The organism is Kribbella sp. NPDC055110, from assembly GCF_053607525.1.
Genome location: NZ_JBSGTS010000004.1, coordinates 140,692 through 161,192 on the forward strand (window position 1 = coordinate 140,692; position 20,501 = coordinate 161,192).

Annotated in this window: 20 protein-coding genes, 1 tRNA gene, 1 other RNA gene and 1 pseudogene; 10 read left to right on the top strand and 13 right to left on the bottom strand. The window is 68.5% G+C overall.

The features are described 5' to 3' along the window. The first annotated feature begins 373 nt into the window (after positions 1–373). A complete protein-coding gene (locus tag ACWF0M_RS08505) occupies positions 374–1,363 on the top strand; it encodes a helix-turn-helix domain-containing protein (RefSeq protein WP_452234975.1) in 990 nt (329 codons plus the stop codon). 18 nt (positions 1,364–1,381) lie between these two features. Here the strand turns inward: ACWF0M_RS08505 and ACWF0M_RS08510 are convergent, their stop codons facing one another. From ACWF0M_RS08510 to ACWF0M_RS08525, 4 genes are all read right to left on the bottom strand, one after another. Next, positions 1,382–1,633 carry a type II toxin-antitoxin system RelE family toxin gene (locus tag ACWF0M_RS08510; RefSeq protein ID WP_452234976.1) on the bottom strand — a complete coding sequence of 84 codons (252 nt, stop codon included), beginning with the start codon at positions 1,631–1,633 and terminating at the stop codon, positions 1,382–1,384. Then, the gene (locus tag ACWF0M_RS08515; protein WP_452234977.1) at positions 1,630–1,929 is read right to left on the bottom strand and encodes a type II toxin-antitoxin system Phd/YefM family antitoxin; all 300 of its coding nucleotides are present in this window, start codon (positions 1,927–1,929) and stop codon (positions 1,630–1,632) included. The genes ACWF0M_RS08510 and ACWF0M_RS08515 overlap by 4 nt, the downstream gene beginning before the upstream one ends. Before the next feature lie 231 nt (positions 1,930–2,160). Then, complete coding sequence (locus ACWF0M_RS08520; protein ID WP_452234978.1) at positions 2,161–3,267, bottom strand: aspartate-semialdehyde dehydrogenase; 1,107 nt, start codon at positions 3,265–3,267, stop codon at positions 2,161–2,163. Next, positions 3,264–4,532, bottom strand: coding sequence for an aspartate kinase (locus ACWF0M_RS08525; protein ID WP_452234979.1), 1,269 nt, complete (start codon positions 4,530–4,532; stop codon positions 3,264–3,266). The genes ACWF0M_RS08520 and ACWF0M_RS08525 overlap by 4 nt, the downstream gene beginning before the upstream one ends. 162 nt (positions 4,533–4,694) lie before the next feature. Here ACWF0M_RS08525 and ACWF0M_RS08530 point away from each other — a divergent pair, with 162 nt between their 5' ends. Together ACWF0M_RS08530 and ACWF0M_RS08535 are read left to right on the top strand one after the other, a co-directional pair. Next, positions 4,695–5,015 carry an ArsR/SmtB family transcription factor gene (locus ACWF0M_RS08530; protein WP_134002325.1) on the top strand — a complete coding sequence of 107 codons (321 nt, stop codon included), beginning with the start codon at positions 4,695–4,697 and terminating at the stop codon, positions 5,013–5,015. Positions 5,016–5,046: 31 nt separating this feature from the next. Then, complete coding sequence (locus ACWF0M_RS08535; protein WP_452234980.1) at positions 5,047–5,634, top strand: dihydrofolate reductase family protein; 588 nt, start codon at positions 5,047–5,049, stop codon at positions 5,632–5,634. On the opposite strand, the gene ACWF0M_RS08540 is transcribed toward ACWF0M_RS08535, so the two are convergent. Further along, entirely contained in the window at positions 5,517–6,728 is a 1,212-nt protein-coding gene (locus tag ACWF0M_RS08540; protein WP_452234981.1) for an MFS transporter, read from the bottom strand. The two genes, ACWF0M_RS08535 and ACWF0M_RS08540, sit on opposite strands and share 118 nt — an antisense overlap. An 81-nt stretch (positions 6,729–6,809) precedes the next feature. Here ACWF0M_RS08540 and dinB point away from each other — a divergent pair, with 81 nt between their 5' ends. Further along, positions 6,810–8,009 (top strand): DNA polymerase IV, encoded by a 1,200-nt coding sequence (dinB, locus tag ACWF0M_RS08545; protein ID WP_452234982.1) that lies wholly within the window; start codon positions 6,810–6,812, stop codon positions 8,007–8,009. On the opposite strand, the gene ACWF0M_RS08550 is transcribed toward dinB, so the two are convergent. From ACWF0M_RS08550 to ACWF0M_RS08570, 5 genes and pseudogenes are all read right to left on the bottom strand, one after another. Beyond that, on the bottom strand, positions 8,006–8,653 hold the full coding sequence (locus tag ACWF0M_RS08550) for a hypothetical protein (RefSeq protein ID WP_452234983.1): 648 nt from the start codon (positions 8,651–8,653) through the stop codon (positions 8,006–8,008). The two genes, dinB and ACWF0M_RS08550, sit on opposite strands and share 4 nt — an antisense overlap. Positions 8,654–8,661: 8 nt before the next feature. Then, on the bottom strand, positions 8,662–9,306 hold the full coding sequence (locus tag ACWF0M_RS08555; RefSeq protein ID WP_452234984.1) for a DUF5063 domain-containing protein: 645 nt from the start codon (positions 9,304–9,306) through the stop codon (positions 8,662–8,664). Next, on the bottom strand, positions 9,299–9,898 hold the full coding sequence (gene recR / locus ACWF0M_RS08560) for a recombination mediator RecR (protein ID WP_327639326.1): 600 nt from the start codon (positions 9,896–9,898) through the stop codon (positions 9,299–9,301). Before recR ends, ACWF0M_RS08555 begins: the two co-directional genes overlap by 8 nt. A gap of 1 nt (position 9,899) precedes the next feature. Continuing rightward, positions 9,900–10,457 (bottom strand): YbaB/EbfC family nucleoid-associated protein, encoded by a 558-nt coding sequence (locus tag ACWF0M_RS08565; protein WP_452234985.1) that lies wholly within the window; start codon positions 10,455–10,457, stop codon positions 9,900–9,902. 887 nt (positions 10,458–11,344) lie between these two features. Then, positions 11,345–13,843: pseudogene (locus ACWF0M_RS08570) on the bottom strand (DNA polymerase III subunit gamma and tau); the annotation flags it as partial. A 129-nt stretch (positions 13,844–13,972) separates the two neighbouring features. Between ACWF0M_RS08570 and ACWF0M_RS08575 the strand changes: the two are divergent. Both ACWF0M_RS08575 and ACWF0M_RS08580 read left to right on the top strand, forming a co-directional pair. Further along, positions 13,973–14,818, top strand: coding sequence for a hypothetical protein (locus ACWF0M_RS08575; RefSeq protein WP_452234986.1), 846 nt, complete (start codon positions 13,973–13,975; stop codon positions 14,816–14,818). Between the two features lie 50 nt (positions 14,819–14,868). After that, positions 14,869–15,684 carry an aminoglycoside 6-adenylyltransferase gene (locus ACWF0M_RS08580; RefSeq protein WP_452234987.1) on the top strand — a complete coding sequence of 272 codons (816 nt, stop codon included), beginning with the start codon at positions 14,869–14,871 and terminating at the stop codon, positions 15,682–15,684. A 6-nt stretch (positions 15,685–15,690) separates the two neighbouring features. Here the strand turns inward: ACWF0M_RS08580 and ACWF0M_RS08585 are convergent, their stop codons facing one another. Next, the gene (locus ACWF0M_RS08585; protein ID WP_452234988.1) at positions 15,691–17,316 is read right to left on the bottom strand and encodes a long-chain fatty acid--CoA ligase; all 1,626 of its coding nucleotides are present in this window, start codon (positions 17,314–17,316) and stop codon (positions 15,691–15,693) included. Between the two features lie 163 nt (positions 17,317–17,479). Here ACWF0M_RS08585 and ACWF0M_RS08590 point away from each other — a divergent pair, with 163 nt between their 5' ends. Beyond that, the gene (locus tag ACWF0M_RS08590) at positions 17,480–17,956 is read left to right on the top strand and encodes a MarR family winged helix-turn-helix transcriptional regulator (RefSeq protein ID WP_452234989.1); all 477 of its coding nucleotides are present in this window, start codon (positions 17,480–17,482) and stop codon (positions 17,954–17,956) included. Positions 17,957–17,958: 2 nt separating this feature from the next. Next, complete coding sequence (locus ACWF0M_RS08595) at positions 17,959–18,363, top strand: hypothetical protein (protein ID WP_452234990.1); 405 nt, start codon at positions 17,959–17,961, stop codon at positions 18,361–18,363. Position 18,364: 1 nt separating this feature from the next. Here ACWF0M_RS08595 and nadE read toward each other — a convergent pair whose 3' ends face one another. Together nadE and ffs are read right to left on the bottom strand one after the other, a co-directional pair. Further along, positions 18,365–19,183: an ammonia-dependent NAD(+) synthetase gene (gene nadE, locus ACWF0M_RS08600; RefSeq protein ID WP_452234991.1), complete on the bottom strand. Its 819-nt coding sequence runs from the start codon at positions 19,181–19,183 to the stop codon at positions 18,365–18,367. A 21-nt stretch (positions 19,184–19,204) separates the two neighbouring features. Then, an RNA gene (ffs, locus tag ACWF0M_RS08605) (signal recognition particle sRNA small type) lies at positions 19,205–19,301 on the bottom strand. 114 nt (positions 19,302–19,415) lie between these two features. Between ffs and ACWF0M_RS08610 the strand changes: the two genes are divergently transcribed. Beyond that, positions 19,416–20,231 carry a TIGR03620 family F420-dependent LLM class oxidoreductase gene (locus ACWF0M_RS08610; protein ID WP_452234992.1) on the top strand — a complete coding sequence of 272 codons (816 nt, stop codon included), beginning with the start codon at positions 19,416–19,418 and terminating at the stop codon, positions 20,229–20,231. Between the two features lie 72 nt (positions 20,232–20,303). After that, positions 20,304–20,391 (top strand) — tRNA-Ser (locus ACWF0M_RS08615). Positions 20,392–20,501 lie beyond the last annotated feature (110 nt).

A 20,501-nucleotide genomic window follows, 5' to 3' on the forward strand; every position in this document is an offset into this window, starting at 1 on the left:
GGAGATGCCACATTTTGTACACCCTCCGGCACAGCCAGTGATGGCACGGAAGTGCGAGGGCACCGATGCGCCGGGATCGAGACCCAACCGAAACAGGCTCCGCTGACGAGACAGCCAACACGGGCCAGAATTGGAACAGCAGCCCGGCGGCGCTCAGGTGGTCCGTCGCCGGGCTGCTGGACCTCAATTCTCGCTCACGACTGCGCGGAAATGGTGGCCAGATGGTGACACGGCACAAGAATGCTGACGGGACAACAAATATCGCTGCGTGCAGTGGCGTCGACACGTTCAGTGCCGACGGCGCTGGATCGCCCCGTCTAGGCTGGAAGGGCGGTAGCGGGCGGTGACAGCAGGCGGAAGGGAGGGGAGCTTTGTGAGCACAACGGACACGGAGCGTGTCGGCCATTTGAGGGTGCTCGGGCTCAACGACGACGAGATCAGGGTCTACCAGCATCTGCTGCGGACCGGCCCGTCGTCGATCACCGAACTGAGCGAGGCGGTCCCCGACCGGGAACGCTCGATCGACGCCACCCTGATCGGCCTGGTGCAGGCCGGGCTGGCCCGGCGCTCCGGTTCGGACCACTCGCGCTACCTGCCGGTGCCGCCGGACGCGGGTCTGGAGGCGATGACGCTGCGCCGCGAGTCCGAGCTGAAACAGGCCCGGATCGAGGTCCTGAACGCGTACGACGAGTTCCGCCGGACCGTGCACAACGAGTCCACCACGCATCTGATCGAGGTAGTCACCGGCAGCGCGATCGTCGAGCGGATCCACCAGATCAAGAGCGGCGTACAGCGCGAGATCCTGGCCATCGACTCCCCGCCGTACTACATCGGCGGACCGAACCAGGAGGAGATCGACCACCTCCGACGCGGCGTCTCCTACCGGGTCGTGTACTCGCCGGAGTCCGTCGAGGTGCCGGGCTACCTGACCGAGAACATCCTCCCGTGTGTGGAGGCGGGTGAGCAGGCGCGGGTGCTACCCGACGTACCGGCGAAGCTGACGATCATCGACGGGGCGATCGCGTTCGTGTCGATGTCCGCGCGCGACACCGACGTGAACCGGTCGCTGCTGATCATCCGGCCGAGCAGCCTGCTGTCCGCGCTGATCGGGATGTTCGAGCTGTGCTGGCGCAACGCGCTGCCACTGCACGCGTCGGTGGGCGCCGAGGACGACCGCCTGGAGCCCATCGAGCGCCGCCTGCTGGCCCTCCTGGCCACCGGCGCGGCGGACGACACCATCGCCCGCACCCTCGGCATCAGCCGCCGCACGTTCTTCCGCTACCTGGAGCGCCTGATGAACCGCACCGGCGCCAGCACCCGCTTCCAACTAGCCCTCCACGCCGCCCGCGAAAACTGGCTGTAGAAGGCCGTCACCAACTGGTCAGCCCGGTGTACGTCCGAGCGACCACACCCGGACCGTGTCGTCGGTGACCTCGTACATGACCCGGTAGTCACCGATGTGCAGACGGCGGACCAGGCCGCCGCCCAGTACGACGCTACCCGGGGGCTCCGGATCACGGACCAGCGCGTTGGCTGCCGCCCGGATCCGCTTCGCCGCGAGACGATCGGCCGCGTACAGGTCGCGGTAGCCGGTGAACCAGCCGCGGTCGAAGATCAGCGTCCGCTCGGTCACCGGCCAGTGGCCAGGCCGTCAGTCCCGGCGTCGACCTCGGCCTCGATCTCGTCCATGAGGCGCTGAGCCTCGTCGTTGGAGACCCAGCGAGGCCCACCTCCGGCCTTGATCGCCTCGATCGCGGCCAGGTCAGCTGCATCCTCGAGTGCCTGGTAGTGCGCGAGCAAGCCGGGCGAGATAACCACGGCGGCCGGCTTGCCGTGATCGGTGATCAGGACCGGCTGGTTGGTGTAGCGGGCCTCGTTCACCATCTCGGCGGTCCGCTTGGTCGCCTGGGTCATCGTGTAGGTCACCATGACAAGAACGATACTTCAAAGAATGCGAAGATTCCGAATCTAAGTGGTCCGCGCCGTAAGTTCGTCGGGGTGTCTCCTGGCGTGGTGGAGTGGGGAGTTCTGCTGGTCGTTTCAGGTGTGCAGAACTCCCCAAACCATCCGTCGCCCGCGTTCACCGGTGTCAAGCCGTTGCCGACCCCCGACGAACTTGCGGCGCGGACCACTAAGTGGTCCGGGCCCGCACAAGTCAGGTCATGCTTTCGCGGGGATGAATTCCTTGGCGACGACCTCGGCGATCTGGGCGGTGTTCAGGGCGGCGCCCTTGCGGAGGTTGTCGCCGCAGACGAAGAGCTCGAGCGCGTTCGGGTCGTCGAGCGACTTGCGGATCCGGCCGACCCAGGTCGGGTCGGTGCCGACGACGTCCGCCGGCGTCGGGAACTCGCCCTCGGCCGGGTTGTCGAAGAGCAGCACGCCGGGAGCGTCCCGCAGTACCTCGCGGGCGCCGTCGGCGTCGACCTCCTGGCCGAACCGGGCGTGCACCGACAGCGAGTGCGTGGTGACGACCGGGACCCGTACACAGGTCGCCGACACCTTCAGGTCCGGCAGGCCGAGGATCTTGCGGGACTCGTTGCGGACCTTCAGCTCCTCCGACGACCAGCCGTCGTCCTTGAGCGAGCCGGCCCACGGTACGACGTTGAGCGCCAACGGGGCCGCGAACGGGCCGAGGTCGTTGCCGACCAGGCGCCGCACATCACCCGGCGTACTCCCGAGCTCGCGGTTGCCGGCCACCTTGGCGAGCTGGTCGTACAACGTGTCGATCCCGGACTGCCCGGCACCGGAGGCGGCCTGGTACGACGCCACCACGAGCTGCTCGAGCTCGTAGCGGTGGTGCAGCGCACCGATCGCGACGATCATCGACAGCGTCGTGCAGTTCGGGTTGGAGATGATGCCCTTCGGCCGGTTCCGCGCGGCCTCGGCGTTCACCTCGGGGACCACCAGCGGCACGTCCGGGTCCATCCGGAACGCGCCGGAGTTGTCCACCACGACGGCGCCCTTGGCGGCCGCGATCGGCGCCCAGTGCGCCGACACCTCGTCCGGTACGTCGAACATCGCCACGTCGATGCCGTCGAAGGCCTGCTCGCTGATCGCGACGACCTCGACCTCCTCGCCGCGGACCTTCAACCGCTTACCCGCGGAGCGCTCGGACGCGATCAGCCGGATCTCTCCCCAGACGTTCTCCCGGGTCGAGAGCAGGGTCAGCATCACCGACCCGACAGCTCCGGTCGCGCCGACCACCGCCAGCGACGGCAGGCCTGCCCGATCGTCGATCTCGTTGTCCAATGCGCTCACAGGGGTCACCGTCCAGTTCCTCCGTACACGACAGCCTGGGTGTGCTCGTCGTCCAGATCGAATGCGGTGTGCGCCGCGGTCACGGCAGCATCCACCAGGTTCTCGTCCACGACCACCGAGATCCGGATCTCCGAGGTGGAGATCATCTCGATGTTCACGCCGGCCTCGGCGAGCGCGGAGAAGAACTTCGCCGAAACGCCCGGGTGCGAGCGCATTCCGACTCCGACGACGGAGACCTTTCCGATCTGGTCGTCGTACAGCAACTGCTCGTAGCCCACCTCGTCCTTCGTCCGCGCCAGCGCGGACATCGCCCGGGCGCCGTCGGCGCGGGGCAGCGTGAACGAGATGTCGGTGCGGTTCGTGGCGACCGCCGACACGTTCTGCACGATCATGTCGATGTTGGTGTCGGCACCGGCGACCGTCTCGAAGATCCGGGCCGCCTCACCCGGCTTGTCGGGCACGCCGACCACGGTGATCTTGGCCTCGCCGCGGTCCTGCACGACGCCCGAGATGATCGCCTGTTCCATCTGATCCAGTTCCTTCGCATCGACGACCCAGGTGCCTTCCTTCTGCGAGAAGGAGGAACGCACATGGACAGGGACGTTGTAACGCCGCGCGTACTCGACGCAGCGCAGGTGCAGCACCTTCGCGCCGCAGGCAGCCATCTCGAGCATCTCCTCGTAGGAGATCTTCGGGATCTGCTGGGCGGCCGGCACGATCCGCGGGTCCGCGGTGAAGATGCCGTCCACGTCGGTGTAGATCTCGCAGTAGTCGGCCTCCAGCGCGGCGGCGAGTGCGACCGCGGTGGTGTCGGAGGCGCCGCGGCCCATCGTGGTGATGTCCTTGGTGTCCTGGGCGACGCCCTGGAAACCGGCCACGATCGCGATGTGGCCCTTGCCGAGCGCGGCCTCGATCCGGCCTGGCGTGATGTCGATGATGCGCGCGTTGCCGTGCGCGGCGGTCGTGATCACGCCGGCCTGCGAGCCGGTGAAGCTGCGCGCCTCGTAGCCCAGGTTCGCGATCGCCATCGCCAGCAGTGCGGCCGAGATCCGCTCACCCGAGGTGAGCAGCATGTCGAGCTCGCGCGGCGGCGGCAGCGGTGAGACCTGCTGGGCCAGGTCCATCAGTTCGTCGGTGGTGTCCCCCATTGCGGAGATGACGACCACGACGTCGTTCCCGGCCTTCTTAGTCGCGACGATCCGTTGGGCCACGCGCTTGATGCAATCGGCGTCGGCGACCGAAGAACCGCCGTACTTGTGTACGACGCGTCCCACAGCTGTGTCTCCTCAAACCACTGGTTGCGGTACGCCGTGCGGCGTTGCACCAGGCGTAGTCTCGGCGTTCATTCTAGCCGTGACCTGACCGTTGCCTACCGGCTGACCAGCAACCGGTCAGCGGTACTTGTCCATATAAGTCATCACTGAAACACTGTACCGGTGCACGCGTTCGACATTCTCGGCGACCCGGTGCGGCGCCGGATCCTGGAGCTGCTCGCCGACGGCGAGCTGCCGGCCGGCAGTATCGCCGGCACCATCGGCGCGGAGTTCGGCATCAGCCAGCCGGCCGTGTCCCAGCACCTGCGAGTGCTGCGTGACAACGGGTTCGCGACCGTGACCGTCGACGGCACGCGGCGGCTGTACGCCGTCGATCCCGAGCCGCTGCGGGAGATCGACAGCTGGCTGGACCGGTACCGCAAGTTCTGGACCAACCGGCTCGACGCCCTGGAGACCGAGCTGCACCGCGGCCGCCGGACATAACCTTCGAGGCATTACCTGCATCTGTGTAGGTATGCGGAACATCGTGGCCAGGCTGTGCATGTCCGAGGACGGCATCGTCGAGCGGCCGGAGCAATGGCTGACGCGACCGGCGATCGGGCAGCTGATGCCTGACAACGGGACAGTGCTGCTCGGCCGCCGCACGTTCGAGCGGTACGCCGGATTGCTCGGCGGACTCGAGCACACGCGGAACCTCGTGGTCGGATCCCGTCCTGTGGTTGCCCGTCCCGGCACCGAGGTACTCCAGGGCGACACCCGCCGCGTGCTGTCCGCTCTCAAGGCCGTGCCCGGTGAGGACCTGCGCGTGATCGGCAGCCTGATGCTGGTCCGCTCGCTACTGCGGTGGCGTCTGCTCGACGAGATCTCCCTGCTCATCCACCCGGTCGCTGCGGGTCGAGGCATGCTCCTGGACCGGCGGCACCTGCAGCTGATCTCGATGTGTGCCCGCGACGGCGGCGTACTGGAAGCGAACTACCGCGTGCGCTACGCCGCGACCACAGCGTCGTCGACGGCCCTCGTGTCGACAGGTCGGTGGGGCGGAACCCGCAGCAGGGACAGGGTCGCGAGCACGACGAGGCCCGCGGTCAGGACCCACGCGTAGCGAACGCCGAACGCTTCGACCACCGCGCCGGCGACGGCGGACCCGATCGCCGAGCCGACCATTCCGCCGCTCTGCGTCCACCCGAAGATCTCGGTGTGCGCGGAGGTCGGGGTGAGCGCGCCGACGCGTTCGTAGAGTGCGGCGACCGTCGGCGCGATCATGCAGCCGGCGGCGAACATCCCGATCGCCAGCGCGACCACGGACGACGTCACGAAGATGCAGGCGGCGACGAGTGCGGCGAGCAACAGCATCCGCTTCCACACAGACGACGTACGCCCGCCTGGCAGTGCGCCGTTGATCACACCGCCGGTCACGCTGCCCACGGCTGCGACCGTCTCGAGTACGCCGGCGATCAACCGGTTGCCGTGCTCGTCCGCGACGGCGACCATGCCGAGTGACATCGAGGCGAACCCCATCACCAGACACGCCCAGGCGACGAGGATCGGCGTACGGTGCGGATGGAACACCAACTGCCAGGCAGTCGGACGCGGACCGGCCTGGTCGTCATGCGGTACGCCGGGCTGCTGGTTCAGACCGAACCACCAGATCGCTGCCGCCGCCGTGACCGCACAGGCCAGCAGACCGGCCCGTGGACTCGCGAAACTGACCATGATCGCGCCGAGCATCGGACCGAAGACGAACAGCAGCTCCTGCGCCGTGGCGTCGAGTGAGTAGACCGCACGGAGTCGGGAGCCGTGGACGATCCGCGGCCAGTTGGCGCGGAGTGCGGACGTGACGGGTGCGACGAACACACCAGCCAGCGCAGCCGCGACCGGGAGCAACCGGTACCAGCTGTAGGGCAGCAGGGCGAGCACTGCCATCCAGACACCCCAGGCCATCCCGGTGCCGATCACTACCTTGCGAGCGCCCTTGCGGTCCGCCATGCGGGACCAGACGACGCTCGCGACCGCCGTACCGACGGAGTAGGCGCCCGCGACCACACCGGCCCAGCCGAAGTTGCCGGCGGCGTCCTTGGCCAGGAACGCCAACGGGACCATCGTCGCCAGCACCGGCAGCCGCGCGATCAAGGCCGAGGCGAGCAGCGCCATCACGCCTTGGGTCTTCCAGAGATCGCGGTACGCCGTCAGGTCCATAAGGCTCATTCTTTCCTGACATCGATGTCCACCGCGTCGGGAATTCTCCCTATCTCAATTGTCGACGGTTTATGCGAACATATGTTCGTGCCCGAACCGCAGGCGACCATCCTGCATGCCGACCTGGACGCGTTCTACGCGTCGGTCGAGCAGCGCGATGACCCACGCCTGCGCGGCCGGCCGGTGATCGTCGGCGCCGGCGTGGTGCTCGCCTGCAGCTACGAGGCCAAGGCGTTCGGCGTGCGGACCGCGATGAACGGCGGGCAGGCGTTGCGTCGCTGCCCGGGCGCGATCGTGGTCGAGCCGCGGATGTCGGCGTACTCCGAGGCCAGCAAGGCGGTCTTCAAGGTCTTCGAGGACACCACGCCGCTGGTCGAGGGACTCTCGATCGACGAGGCGTTCCTGGATGTCGCCGGCCTGCGGAAGATCCGCGGTACGCCGCTGGAGATCGCGCGACGTCTCCGCGCGGAGGTGCTGTCGCGCGTCGGACTGCCGATCACGGTCGGGATAGCGCGGACGAAGTTCCTGGCGAAGGTGGCGAGCGGCGTCGCGAAACCGGACGGCCTGCTCGAGGTCGCGCCGGACCGGGAGTTCGAGTTCCTGCACCCGCTGGATGTTTCGCGGTTGTGGGGCGTCGGCGAGGTGACGGCGGAGAAGCTGCGGAATCGCGGGCTGACCAAGGTGGGCGATGTCGCGATGCTGCCCGAGGCGGCGCTGGTCGCGATGCTCGGCCGGGCCTCCGGGCGACACCTGCACGCCCTTGCGCACAACCGGGATCCACGTCCGATCGAGGTCGGCCGACGACGGCGCTCGATCGGATCGCAACGGGCATTGGGCCGTTCGCCCAAGTCGCCGGCCACGCTGGACGCCGTACTCGCGGGTCTCGTCGATCGCGTCAGCCGCCGGATGCGCTCCGCGGGCCGCTCCGGCCGGACGGTGACGCTCCGGCTGCGCTTCGACGACTTCACCCGCGCCACCCGATCCCATACGTTGCCCCAGGCAACAGATCAGACGCGCGCGATCCTGGTCACCGCGCGAGCGCTGCTGCGCGCGGCTCACCCGTTGATCACCGCCCAGGGGATCACCATGATCGGCATCTCCGTCGGCAACCTGGAGAACGAGGCCGCGCTCCAGTTGGCGCTCCCCTTCGACAAGGCGGCCAACAACGAGCTGGATTCCGCTCTCGACCAGGTCAAGGACAAGTTCGGCACCAACGCCATCACCCGAGGCATCCTGCTCGGCAAGTCGCAGGGCCTGGAGATGCCGATGCTCCCGGACTAGGACCGTGGGTAGCCGATCTCGGCGATGGATTCTTTGAGATCGGCCAAGCGCCGTTGGCGATTGAGCGACGTGACGACGTACTCCGTCAGCGGCATCAGCGCGTACACGTGCCGGACGGCGTCGAGGTCCAGCGCTTGTTCGTAGTACTCCTCGGCGAACGTCAGGTACGCCTCAGGCCGGCCGTCCGCGACCAGTTCGAACAGCCGGTCCGCTCCGTCGGCGTCGGCGTTCTCCACCGGCCCGCAACGCCAGGCGGTGTCGTCCGTCGTACGCCAGAAGCACACCGTCGCCCGCGGCGCCTCATCGCAGAACGCCTTGTCGTCCCGCTGCTCGTGGAACACCTCAGGTACGCCGTGCAGCAGCCCGGGCCAGGGCTTCATCCCGTTCACGTACGGCGACATCGGCGACTCGTGGTCGAACCCGTACGCGAACGTCCCGTCCGGTGAGAACACGATCGAGTACTCGTTCCCCGACCCGTCCCGCATCAGGGCAGCTTCCTCGGTCCCGGACCAGCGCGCGTCGAACTCGTAGCATCTGGTCGACGCGTCGTCGTTCAGCACAACGTCGAGCACCGCGATCGCCCGGCTCACCCGCCGTACGACGGCCGGCTCGGGCAACCGCTGAATCACCTCGAAAACAGACACCCGCGACCTCAGCGGCGCTGGACGGCTTCCTCCGCCACCTCGACGAGCTCACGGTCCGTCGCCTCGGTCTCCGCGTCGTGCGCCGGCTCCAGCCGGTCGTGCGCGATCAGCGACTGGATGGCCCGCAGTACGGCGCTCGCAGCGGCACCCCACGTGGACACGTACGAGAACTGCCACCACCACAGCGCCTCGACAACCCGGCCTTCCTCGTAGTGCGCGAGGCCGTGGACCAGGTCGGTCGCGATCGCGGTGAGGTCGTCGGAGAGCCGGTTGACGGTGATCTCCGGCGGAGCGGCGTACGGATCGAAAACCTCCGCATACTCGTCCAGGCCCTCGAACAGCACCGCGAGCCGGTCCCGCATCGTGTCCAGGTCCGGGTCCGGGCCGGCGTCGCTCTCGAAACGCTCCTCCGGCACGAAGTCCTCGAACGCACCCAGCCGGCCGCCGGCGAGCAGCAACTGGCTCACCTCGAGCAGCAGGTACGGCAGCGAGGCGAGGCCCTCGTCGACCCCGTCCTCGTCCGGCTGCCCGGCGATGTCCCGCACCGAGATCAGGAAGCTCCGGACCTGGTCGGCGATCTGTTCGGCGAACTCCTCCAGATCCTCGGAGTCCGTGCTCAGCGCCAGCTCTGCAATATCTGTCGGTTCAGTCATCGATTGATCGTCGCCCTTCAAACGCCCGTCCGAGGGTCACCTCGTCGGCGTACTCGAGGTCACCGCCTACTGGAAGTCCACTAGCCAATCGGGTCACGCGCAACCCCATGGGCCGCAGCAGACGGCTCAAGTACGTCGCGGTCGCCTCACCTTCGAGGTTCGGATCGGTGGCCAGGATGATCTCGGTCACCTCGCCGCTCGCCAGCCGCTGCATGAGCTCCTTGATCCGCAGCTCGTCCGGCCCGATGCCCTCGATCGGCGAGATCGCCCCGCCGAGCACGTGGTACCGGCCGCGGAACTCCCGGGTCCGCTCGACCGCGACCACGTCCTTGGCCTCCTCGACCACACAGATCAGGCTCAGGTCGCGGCGCGGGTCCCGGCAGATCCGGCACTGCGTCTCCTCGGAGACGTTGCCGCAGATCTCGCAGAACTTGACCTTCTCCTTCACCTGCACGAGCACATGCGCAAGCCGCCGTACGTCGGTCTCGTCGGCCGCGAGCAGGTGGAACGCGATCCGCTGCGCGGACTTCGGACCCACACCGGGCAACCGCCCCAGCTCGTCGATGAGATCCTGAACGGCACCCTCGTACACGTCAGGCCGGGTTCTGGCCGGGCTCGCCGGCCGGGCTCCCCGGGTTCACGAACCCGACGCCACCACTGTTGTTCTCACGGTTGCCGGCGCTCGCCTGGGGACCAGGCCGGTCCTCGTCGGGGTCGTCATCCGCCTCGGCTGCCTCGACCGCGCGCGGGGCGCCGGGCAGACCGAAGCCTGCCGGGGCCGCCGGGGTCTCGCCACCGAAACCGGGGAATCCACCCTCACCGCCGAACGCGCCGCCGAGCCCACCGGCCAGCGGCCCCATCGCGGCGGCCGCAACCTGCTTCGCGTTCTCCGAGGCGTCCCGCACCGCGGCGACGACCAGGTCGGCCAGCGTCTCGGTGTCGTCCGGGTCCACAGCCTCTTTCTTGATGTTCAGGCTGAGAAGCTCGCCCGTGCCGGACACCAGGGCGGTCACCAGACCGCCACCGGCGGATCCTTCGATCTCCTGCCCCTCCAGGTCGGCCTGCGCTTCCATCAACTGGTTCTGCATCGCCTGTGCCTGCGCGAGCAGGTTGGACATGTCGAAGCCCCCAGCACCGCCACCGTCGAACACTGCGATCTCCTCGTCCGAACCGCTCTCCCGAGCCCCGAGCTTCCCTACCCGGCCATCCCCGACCCAAGCCGCCAACAACCGGAGCCTCAACACTAGCCGGTCCACCCGACAACCCCACCCACCCCCAAAAACCGACCAGTCTCCCCCCACTTATCCACACCCCTGTGGACACCCCCATCCACACCCCTGTGAATCCCCCAACCCCCCACCGCACCCCACCACCCCCCATGTGGACAACCCTGTGAACAAGGCCCCACCACGCCAGAGCTGAGGTGGGCTCGCACCAGATGCCAGGGATGGACTCCACCCGTACGGCAAGGGTCGGGATCATCTGCCCTGTCCCCAGGGGCTTAGCTGGGCTCTTCGTTGATGATTTGGGCGCCGAGGGTCTCGCGAAGCAGATCGGTGTGCGAACGGGAGTCCTCTTCCAGGACCACGTCGTCCTCCCCGATCGAGTCCGCCTCCTCCTCAGGCGTCAGCGGCACCTCAGGAGCAGCCGCAGCCGCAGAAGCCGCCTGCCGCGCCTGCTCAGCGGCCACTGCAGCCTCAGCCGCCCGACGCTTGCTGGCCGCCTGCTCCCGCCGCTCCACCACAGGCCTCTGCGCCCGCTGAGCCGCCTCCTGTCGCGCGGGATGCGCCACCGGCCCGTCCTCCCACGGATCTTCCGGCGGTACGTCGTACTCATCAGGCGGCTCCTGCAGAGCAACCGCCCCACCGGGCCCATCCCCCCACTGCCCAGTCCGACCACCATCAACAGCCCCCCGAGCCGCACCACCACCCTGCGCTGCTGCTGCACCCGAACCCACCGCACCAGGAGAACCTGCCGCGCCACCGGCACCCGCATGTGCACCCGATCCGTCGGCCCCGGTCGCGCCACCGACGCCACCCGGCGAGCTACTCACCCCAGCACCGCCCGCAACAACCGCACCGGCCCCACTCACCCCAGCCGCCGCTGCCGAGCCAACGCCCCCCGCACCAGCTCCGCCTACACCGGAACCACCCACACCCGAGCCACCTGCAGTTGGCCCCTCCACACCCGAACCACCCGTACCCGAACCGCCTACACCATGCGCGCCCGCACCAGGACTGCTCATGCCCGGGCCGCCCGCGCCGGCACCACCCGTGCCCGGACCGCCGGTACCGGCGCCGCTGTCCGGGCCGGCACCGCTCATGCCGGCGCCGGCTCCACCTGAGCCGCTCCCGCCGGACCCGCCAGTGCCTGGATCGCCCGAGCCGGGACCGCTCGTGCCTGGAATGCCCGGACCGACTGCACCTGGGCCGCCCGGGTCCGGGGTCGAGCCGCCGGGAGCCGCGGCGCCGGGGCCGCTGGAGCCTGCGCTGCCACCGGGCTGCTGGCCGGAGCCACCCAAGTGACCTGGTCCACCGGACTGCGGGGCGGGTCGACCAGTTGAGCCGCCGCCCGCTCCCGGGTCGGTTGACGGGTCGACGACGGCCTCGACTCGGCGATCGACTCCGATGGTGTCGATCATCGCCTGGCGAAGAATCTCGTCGCTTCCGGAACGCGCAAAGCTCTCCCGGGCACCAGCATTCACCAGGCCGAGCGTCAGCGTCTGATCGTCGATCGCAATGACCTGAGCGTTCTGACTCAGCATGATCCAGGCGAACCGCCGCTGCGCCTTCACAGCCTCCAAAACCTCAGGCCACAACCGCCGAATATCCCCCAACCCCACAGGCCCACCAGCAGCCGCCCCGCCAGGAGCAGCCGCACCAGCAGTCGACGCACCAGCACCCGAACTAGCCTGACTAGACGCCGCAGCAGGAGCAGCCGAAGGGGACGCCGCGGACTGACCGGACTGCGGAGGCTGGACGGCCTGTGCAGGTGAACTGGACTGCGCAGGTGAACTGGACTGTGCAGCAGGTTCGTCGCCCCAGGCACCCGTACGTGCCCCACCACCGGACGCAGCACCCGCAGATCCGTCACCACCGGACGCCCCCACCGGGCCACCTGGCTCAGCACCGCCGCCAGCTGCTCCACGCGCGCCGGCTGGACTGCTCGCGTCGGCCGGACCGCCTGGAGCGGTAGCGCTCGCTGGGGTGGGCGCTGCAGCGGGTGGGTCTGACGGGGCTGGGCGGGTGCCTACGGTTGCGGCTGCTCGGGCGGTTGCTCTGCTTGTGGCGGTAGCGCCCGGCGTACCAGCAGCTGTCTGAGCCGCGTCCCGCGTACCAGCGCTGACCGGTGCAGCGTCGGCAGGAACTCCGATGGTGAGACGGCGTTCCATGCGGTCGAGGCGGGCTTGGATGCCGTTTGTCGAGTCGTCGGCGCCGGGGAGGAGCACCTTGGCGCAGATCAGTTCGAGCTGCAGACGCGGAGCGGTCGCACCGCGCATCTCCAGCAGACCGGCTGCGACGATGTCCGCCGCCCGCGTCAGCTCCGCCGGACCGATCCCGGCTGCCTGCGTCTGCAGTCGCTCCGCCTGGTCCTCCGCAGCCTCGATCAGCCCGGACGTCACAGCAGTCGGTACGGCGGACAGCACGACAAGGTCCCGCAGCCGTCGCAGCAGGTCTTCGGCGAACCGCTTCGGGTCCTGCCCGGTCTCGATGACCTTCTCGATCGTCTCGAACACCGCCGCGCTGTCATGCGCCGCGAACCCGTCCACGCACGCGTCGAGCAGCGAGTCCGGCGTGAAACCGAGCAGCGCGACCGCCAGCTCGTACGTCACCCCGCCCGGACCCGCGCCACCGATCAACTGGTCGAGCACGCTCAGCGAGTCACGCACCGACCCGGCGCCGGCGCGCACGACCAGCGGCAGCGCGGCGGGCTCGATCGACACGCCCTCGGCCTGGCACAGGGTCGCCATGTAGTCCGCGAGCACCTTCGGCGGCACCAGGCGGAACGGGTAGTGGTGCGTACGCGACCGGATGGTCCCGATGACCTTGTCGGGCTCGGTGGTGGCGAAGATGAACTTGAGGTGCGGCGGCGGCTCCTCGACCAGCTTCAGGAGGGCGTTGAAGCCCTGCGTGGTCACCATGTGCGCCTCGTCGATGATGTAGATCTTGTAGCGGCTCTCGACCGGCGCGAAGAAGGCCCGCTCGCGCAGGTCACGGGCGTCGTCCACACCACCGTGGGACGCCGCGTCGATCTCGATCACGTCGATGCTGCCGGGCCCGCCGCGGGCCAGGTCGGTGCACGACTTGCACACCCCGCACGGCTCGGCGATCGGTCCCTTCTCGCAGTTGATCGCCCGGGCGAGGATCCGCGCGCTGGTGGTCTTCCCACACCCGCGTGGCCCGGAGAACAGGTAGGCGTGATTCACCCGGTTGTTGCTCAACGCGTTCCGCAGCGGCGCAGTGACATGGTCCTGCCCGATCACTTCCGCGAACGTCTCCGGGCGGTACCGGCGATACAAGGCAAGGGGCGCTTCCACGCCGCAACCCTAGCGCCGCCCCCGGACAATTCCGTGTCGATCCTGGCCGGCCGGCGGCTTCGGCAGCCTGGAAGTGAACCGACCGTGCGTGAAACTGGCCGTATTCGCCGTCGACAGGTGGGAGTTGGAGTGGGCATCGTCCGCCGCGAACTGTTCCTCGACGGCAACGCACCGGCCCACGTGACGGTGAAGCTGCCGCGCTGGCAGGACGGGTTGATCGACGCTCGGGTGGACCCGGACTGCGAGCGGGCGTCGATGACGGTCCGCACACGCGACGACAGCGCGCGCTCGGGTGATATGGCGCGCGACGTCGACCTGGTTGCGGCGGGGAACACGATGAGAGCCGAGTTCCAGGAGGACGGCCAGCGGGTGATGGGCGACAGTCCGCTCGAGGTCAGGCTCACTCTCCCTCCGGGGAGCACACTCGACTGCGAGACGGATACCGCCGACGTACGGACCGACGGGCTCGCGGCGGTGACCGTGCGGACTGGGGCGGGCCGGGTGTCGGTCAGGAGCGGTACGTCGGTCACGGCGCGAACCCATGACGGGCCGGTGGAACTGGGAGAGGTCGAGGCCGTGGACGTCCGGACGCAGGGGCCCGAGGCGACGGTCACAGCTCGCCGGATCGGGATCCTGGCCACGGTGAAGACCGACGGCGCGGCGATTCAGGTCGACGACCTCGGTGCACCGCTGTCCAGATTCAGCACCAATACGGGCGAGATCAGCGTCCACGCGACTGGCCCCGGTGAGATGAACGTCAGCGCGAGCACCGGCAGCATCACTGTCACAGCTGCTGACGAGGAGGTCGCCCACGGCCTGCGCATCAACGTGGACAGCCTTGCCGGCGCGGTCGACGTACCGAAAGGCAGCACAGTCACCCGAGGCGTTCAGTCCGCTCGTGTCCCGCGGGAAGCCGGCGAGAGCGCTGTCGGCGGCGACCGAACCGACCGCACGAACCGTGACTTGGCCCGCTGAGCCGAGCCTCGACGAAAGACGAGCATCGACCCCTGCCTAGGGTGTGACAGGTGCAGAACGGGGATGAACGTCAGCAGTTGGTGATCGAACGCGCTCAAGAACTGCTGCCTGGGGACGAGCGGATCCTCGCGGTCTACCTGATCGGCAGTTACGCGACAGGCGTCGCCGATCGGTTCAGCGATGTCGACGTACATCTGGTGGTGACGGACGACAGCACCGAGTGGTTCGAGGAGCACTGGGACGACGTACTGCGGGAGCTCGCCGGGCCGACTGTGCTGGCGGATCGGCTGCCGGGGATGATCGGCGGGCTCGGGATCACGGCGGACTGGTTGCATATCGATCTGATCGTGCATCCGCTCGCGTCGTTCGACCGTTTTCAGTACGACGGGGTGCGCGTGCTGTTCGATCGGTCCGGGACCCTGTTCCCGGAGGGCGATCTCGCGCCTGAGGGCGGTCAGGCCGGGGAACCGTACTGGCCGGCCGCCACCGTGAACCGCTTCTTCTACTTCCTCGGGAACCTGGTCGCGGTCCTCGGACGGGACGAGCGGGTCGTCGCCAACCAGGGCATCGGCGTCGTACGCGACGAACTCGTCGCGCTCATGCTCGCCGAACGCGGCGTACGCCGAACCAGCGGAGCCAAGCGCCTGAACGCCCTCCTGTCCGACGAGCAACGCGCCACGCTGGAGTCGATCCCGGTCGCCGGCACCGACCCCGCCGACATCATCGCGGCGAACCAGTACATCTGCCGCCAGTTCATCGCCCGCGGCACCGGCCTCGCCGAACGAACCGGCGGCGAGTGGCCTACCGAGTTCGTCGACGTAACCCTCGTCCACCTCCAGAACTACTTCCGCGTCTGCTTCGACTGACCATCCTTACTTCAGGTGGTAGTTGGCGAAGCGGCTGCGGAGGTCCTTCTTCGAGAACTTGCCGACCGACGTCTTCGGAACCTCGTCGATGAACTCGACCGCGTCGGGCAGCCACCATTTCGCCACCAACGGCTCCAGATAGGCGAGGATCTCCTCGCCGGTCGCGCTCGCGCCCTCCTGGAGAACGACGCAGGCGAGCGGCCGCTCGTCCCACTTCGGATGTGGTACGCCGATCACCGCGGCCTCCTTCACCGCAGGATGCGCCATCAACAGGTTCTCCAGCTCGACCGAGCTGATCCATTCGCCGCCGGACTTCACCAGGTCCTTCGTCCGGTCGACGATCCGCACCGACCCGTACTGATCGATCGCGGCGACGTCCCCCGTCTTCATCCACCCGTCCTCGGTGTTCAGCTGCACCCCGTTGTCCGGCCGGTAGTACTCGGCAGCGATCCACGGCCCGCGCACCTGCAGTTCGCCGGTCACGTCGTCGTCCCACGGCAACGGCGTGATCGAACCGGGCTCCACGATCCGCACCTCGACACCGGGCAGCGGCAGACCGGCCCGTGCTCTCAGGTGCGCCTGCTCCTCCTCGGGCAGGTCCTTATTCCTCGCGGGAACGTGCGCCGCCGTCGCAACCGGGCTCGTTTCTGTCATCCCCCACGCCTGCAGGATCGGCCGGCCCAACTTCGCACGGAACGCCTCCGACAGCGCCTCCGGTACGGCGGACCCACCGCACGGAATCCGCCGCAGCTTCGGCAACTGCACCCCGTCGAGCAGGGGCAGCAACCCCTGCCAGATCGTTGGTACGCCGGCCGACAGCGTGACCTCCTGCTCCTGGAGCAGTTTGAGAATCCCCTGCGGGCTCATGTCCGGCCCCGGGAACACCAGCGACGCGCCGGCCATCGGCGCCGCGTGCGCCAGGCCCCAGGCGTTCGCGTGGAACATCGGTACGACCGGCATCACGGTGTCCGTCTCGGCGAGTCCGATCCCGGCGTTGGTCAGGACACCGATCGAATGCAGCCAGGTGGACCGGTGCGAGTAGACGACGCCCTTCGGGTTCCCCGTCGTACCGCTCGTGTAACACATGGCGGCGGCCTGGTTCTCGTCCTCGACGTGGAACTCCACGGGTTGCGCCGCGGCGAGCAATTCCTCGTAGTCGTGGAAGCGCGGGTCGTCCGGAATCTCCGCCGACGGCGCGCCCGGTGGCAGATCGTCCATCACGACGACATGGCGAACCTCGGGCAGCCGCTCCAGCAACGGCAGGAACACCCCGAGCAGTGACCGGTCGACGAACACCACCTCGTCCTCGGCATGGTTCGCGATGTACACGACCTGGTCGGGGAAGAGCCTGATGTTCAGCGTGTGCAGCACCCGGCCGGTGCAGGGCGCAGCGAAGTACAGCTCGAGGTGACGGCCCGAGTTCCACGCGAAGGTGGCGACGCGGCCGTCGGGGCTGATCCCGAGCGTGTCCAGCACCCCGCCCAGGCGTCTGGTCCGGTCCGCCCACTCGCCGTACGTCACCTTCGTGGGTGCCGGACCGCCTGTGTAGACGGTCTTGTCCGGGTAGAACTGCTCCGCCCGCCGGAAGATCGTGTCCAGGGACAGCTGGTAACTCTGCATCAGACCCTTCATGCACACACTGTGCCAGCCGCGATGTCACCTTGACCATGACCTCAACCGGACTTTCTCCGGCACTCTTCCGGAACTCTTCCAGAACTGTCGCCTCAGGCAACAGTCGGCGAGACACTCCGGACCAATAGATGACATGACACACGTGTCGTGTAATATGTCTGCCATGAAGGTTGCCGAGGAGCTTCGTTATCTCGTGCTGGCGATCCAGCGTGAGGGCAACCGCATGCTCGCCGCGGAGCTGCGCCCGCTCGGCATCACGCCTTCCCAGGCGGAGGTTCTGCGGGTGCTCCGCGACCACGGACCCCTGACGCTGAACGCGCTCGGCGGGCTACTCGTCTGCGAGACCGGCAACAGCCCGAGCCGTCTCGTCGACCGGCTGGTGGCGCAGGGCCTCGTGAAACGCGGCATCGACAAGATCGACCGGCGTTATCTCGCGCTCAGCCTGACTCCGCAGGGCCGCGCGCTGCACCGCCGTGTCATCACCGCGGAGAACCGGCTGCACCGCACCATGGACGACCGTCTCGCCGGCCAGGCGCTCGACGAGACGATCTCGACCCTTCGCTCGCTCGCCGACACCTTCCCGACCGGGGCTGCCCTGGCCCGCCGTCGGGGTCCCGCACTCGCCCACCAGGAGAACTAGTCATGGAACACGCCACCGAGACCATCCACGCCGGCCAGGCGGCGATCCGGCAGGTGCTGCTGGACGCCCTGGGCCTGCCGGAGTGGAACGAGGCGTTCATCGCCATCGAAGGTCCCCGCGAGACGAACCCGGGGACCCGCTACGCGCTCCGCGTGCGTCCGGGCTTCTCCGGCGAGCTGCAGTACACCATCGTCGAGGAGGACCGTGTCGAGATCGTCTGGCAGGTCCCCGGCTTCCGTGAGGTCGGCACGTGGACGATCGGCGCGGACAGCCGAGTCACCCACACGTTCGAGCAGTCCGGCCCGCTAGCGGCCGTCCTACGCCCGGCGTACCGCAACATCGCGACCATCCGCCTGGCCCGCCTCGCCAACCGCGTCCGCCAGCTACAACTGGCCCACACCGCCTGACTCAGCTGAAGGCGAGGGGGACGGCTCGTTTGTGGGCCGTACGGCGGTGCGTGGCGATGATCGTGCTCGCGGCCTTCTCGTCCACGTCGTGACCCTCGAGGAAGTCGTCGATCTCGTCGTACGTCACTCCCAGAACGGCCTCGTCCGGGACGCCCGGGTTGTTCGTCTCCAGGTCCGCGGTCGGCACCTTGCCGGTGATCTCCGGCGACGCGCCGAGCCACTCGCCGACAGCGCGGACGCGGCGCTTGGAGAGCCCGGACAGCGGCGTCAGGTCGCACGCGCCGTCGCCGTACTTGGTGAAGAAGCCCATCACCGCCTCCGCCGCATGGTCCGTGCCCACCACCAGACCGCCGCGGGCGCCGGCCACGAGGTACTGCGCGACCATGCGCTGACGGGCCTTGATGTTGCCGACGTGGAAGTCCTCACGCTCGCCGAGCCCGGAGTGCCGTACCGCCTCGACCATGGCGTCGGTAGCCGGCTTCACATCGACTACCAGGGTCTCGTCGGGCTTGATGAACTCGAGCGACCGCTGCGCGTCCGCCTCGTCGGCCTGCACGCCGTACGGCAGCCGCATCGCGACGAACGTCGCCTGACCACCCTCCGACCGCACCCGCTCCACCGCGAGCTGGCAGAGGCGTCCCGCCGTGGCGGAGTCGACACCGCCGCTGATCCCGAGCACGTACGCCGTCGCACCGGACCGACGGAGCCGATCGGCAAGGAACTCCACCCGCTGCTCGACCTCGTTGTCCACGTCGAACGCCGCGGGCACACCGAGCTCCGCGATGATCAGTTCCTGCAGGTAACGGCTCTCGGCGTTCATCGGGCTCCTCTGTCTCCCGGACATGAGGATTCCCCGCGCACCCGGAAGAGCTCACTTACCCTTGCTGCCTTCCGGCCCTGGGGGGATTGGGCGAGATACCGCCACGCGGGGAACCAGCCACGAGTGTACGGGATCCCATCACCACGTCCGAAATCCACGCGCGGATTCGCCGGGCTCTGAGCTCTCAGCGAACAGGGATGCGAGGCTCGGTCGTGAGGGTCAAGCTTGGTGGGTGACGGATCATCAATTCGGCCCCTTCGGCATCACGACCGGGCTCGACAGCAGTGCGGAGTCCATCGCGGCGGCGCGGGCGGCCGAAGAGCTCGGATACCCGGCGATCTGGCTGTCCGGCGGGCCGCTGCCCGGGCTGCAGACCATCGTCGACCTGGTGGGCGCGACGACGGCGATCAAGTTCGTCAGCGGGATCTTGGCGGTGGTGAAGTACAGCGCCGCCGACGTGAGTACGACGTACGCCGCCGTGGAGGCATCTGCCCCGGGACGGTTCACGGTCGGACTGGGTGGGGCGCATGGTGCCAAGCCGATCGCCACGCTCAACGCGTACCTGGACGAGCTGGACGTACCTGTGGAGCGGCGGGTGCTCGCAGCGCTCGGTCCGCGGATGCTGAAGCTCGCTGCGGACCGGTCCGCTGGCGCCTACCCGTTCCTGACCAGTGCGGCGTACTCCGCCGAGGCGCGGAAGGTCCTGGGCCCGGACAAGCTCCTGGCCGTCAGCCACCTCGCCGTACTGGAAACAGACCCTGAGAAGGCCAGAGCGATCGCACGGGACACCATCAGCTTCTTCCCACGCATCCCCGGGTACGCCGCGTCGCTCAAGCGGCAGGGGTTCAGTGAGAGCGACCTGTCCGAGCTGCCGGACCACATGGTCGATTCACTCGCCGCCTGGGGCAGCCCGGCCGACATCAAGGCCAAGCTGACCGAACACCTGGACGGCGGCGCAGACCACGTCGCAGTCAACGTGATCACCGGAGTCACCGGCCCCCAGCCGATCGAGCAGTGGCGCGCACTGGCCCCCGCGCTACTCGACTAGCTGCTTCTAGCCACCCCACAGGTTCACGCCCCGATTTCGGATTCCCGCGCGCCCTCGGTATTCTCTCCGCTTGGAGGATTCGCCTAGAGGCCTAGGGCGCACGCTTGGAAAGCGTGTTGGGGGCAACCCCTCACGAGTTCGAATCTCGTATCCTCCGCCAGTCTCCCGGACAGAAGAAACCGCAGGTCAAGGCGCCGTTTCGGACTCCTGAGGCAAGCACGACAGAGGGGCCGGGCGCAGGGCGGGGGGCCCCCCGGCAAGTGCCCCGGG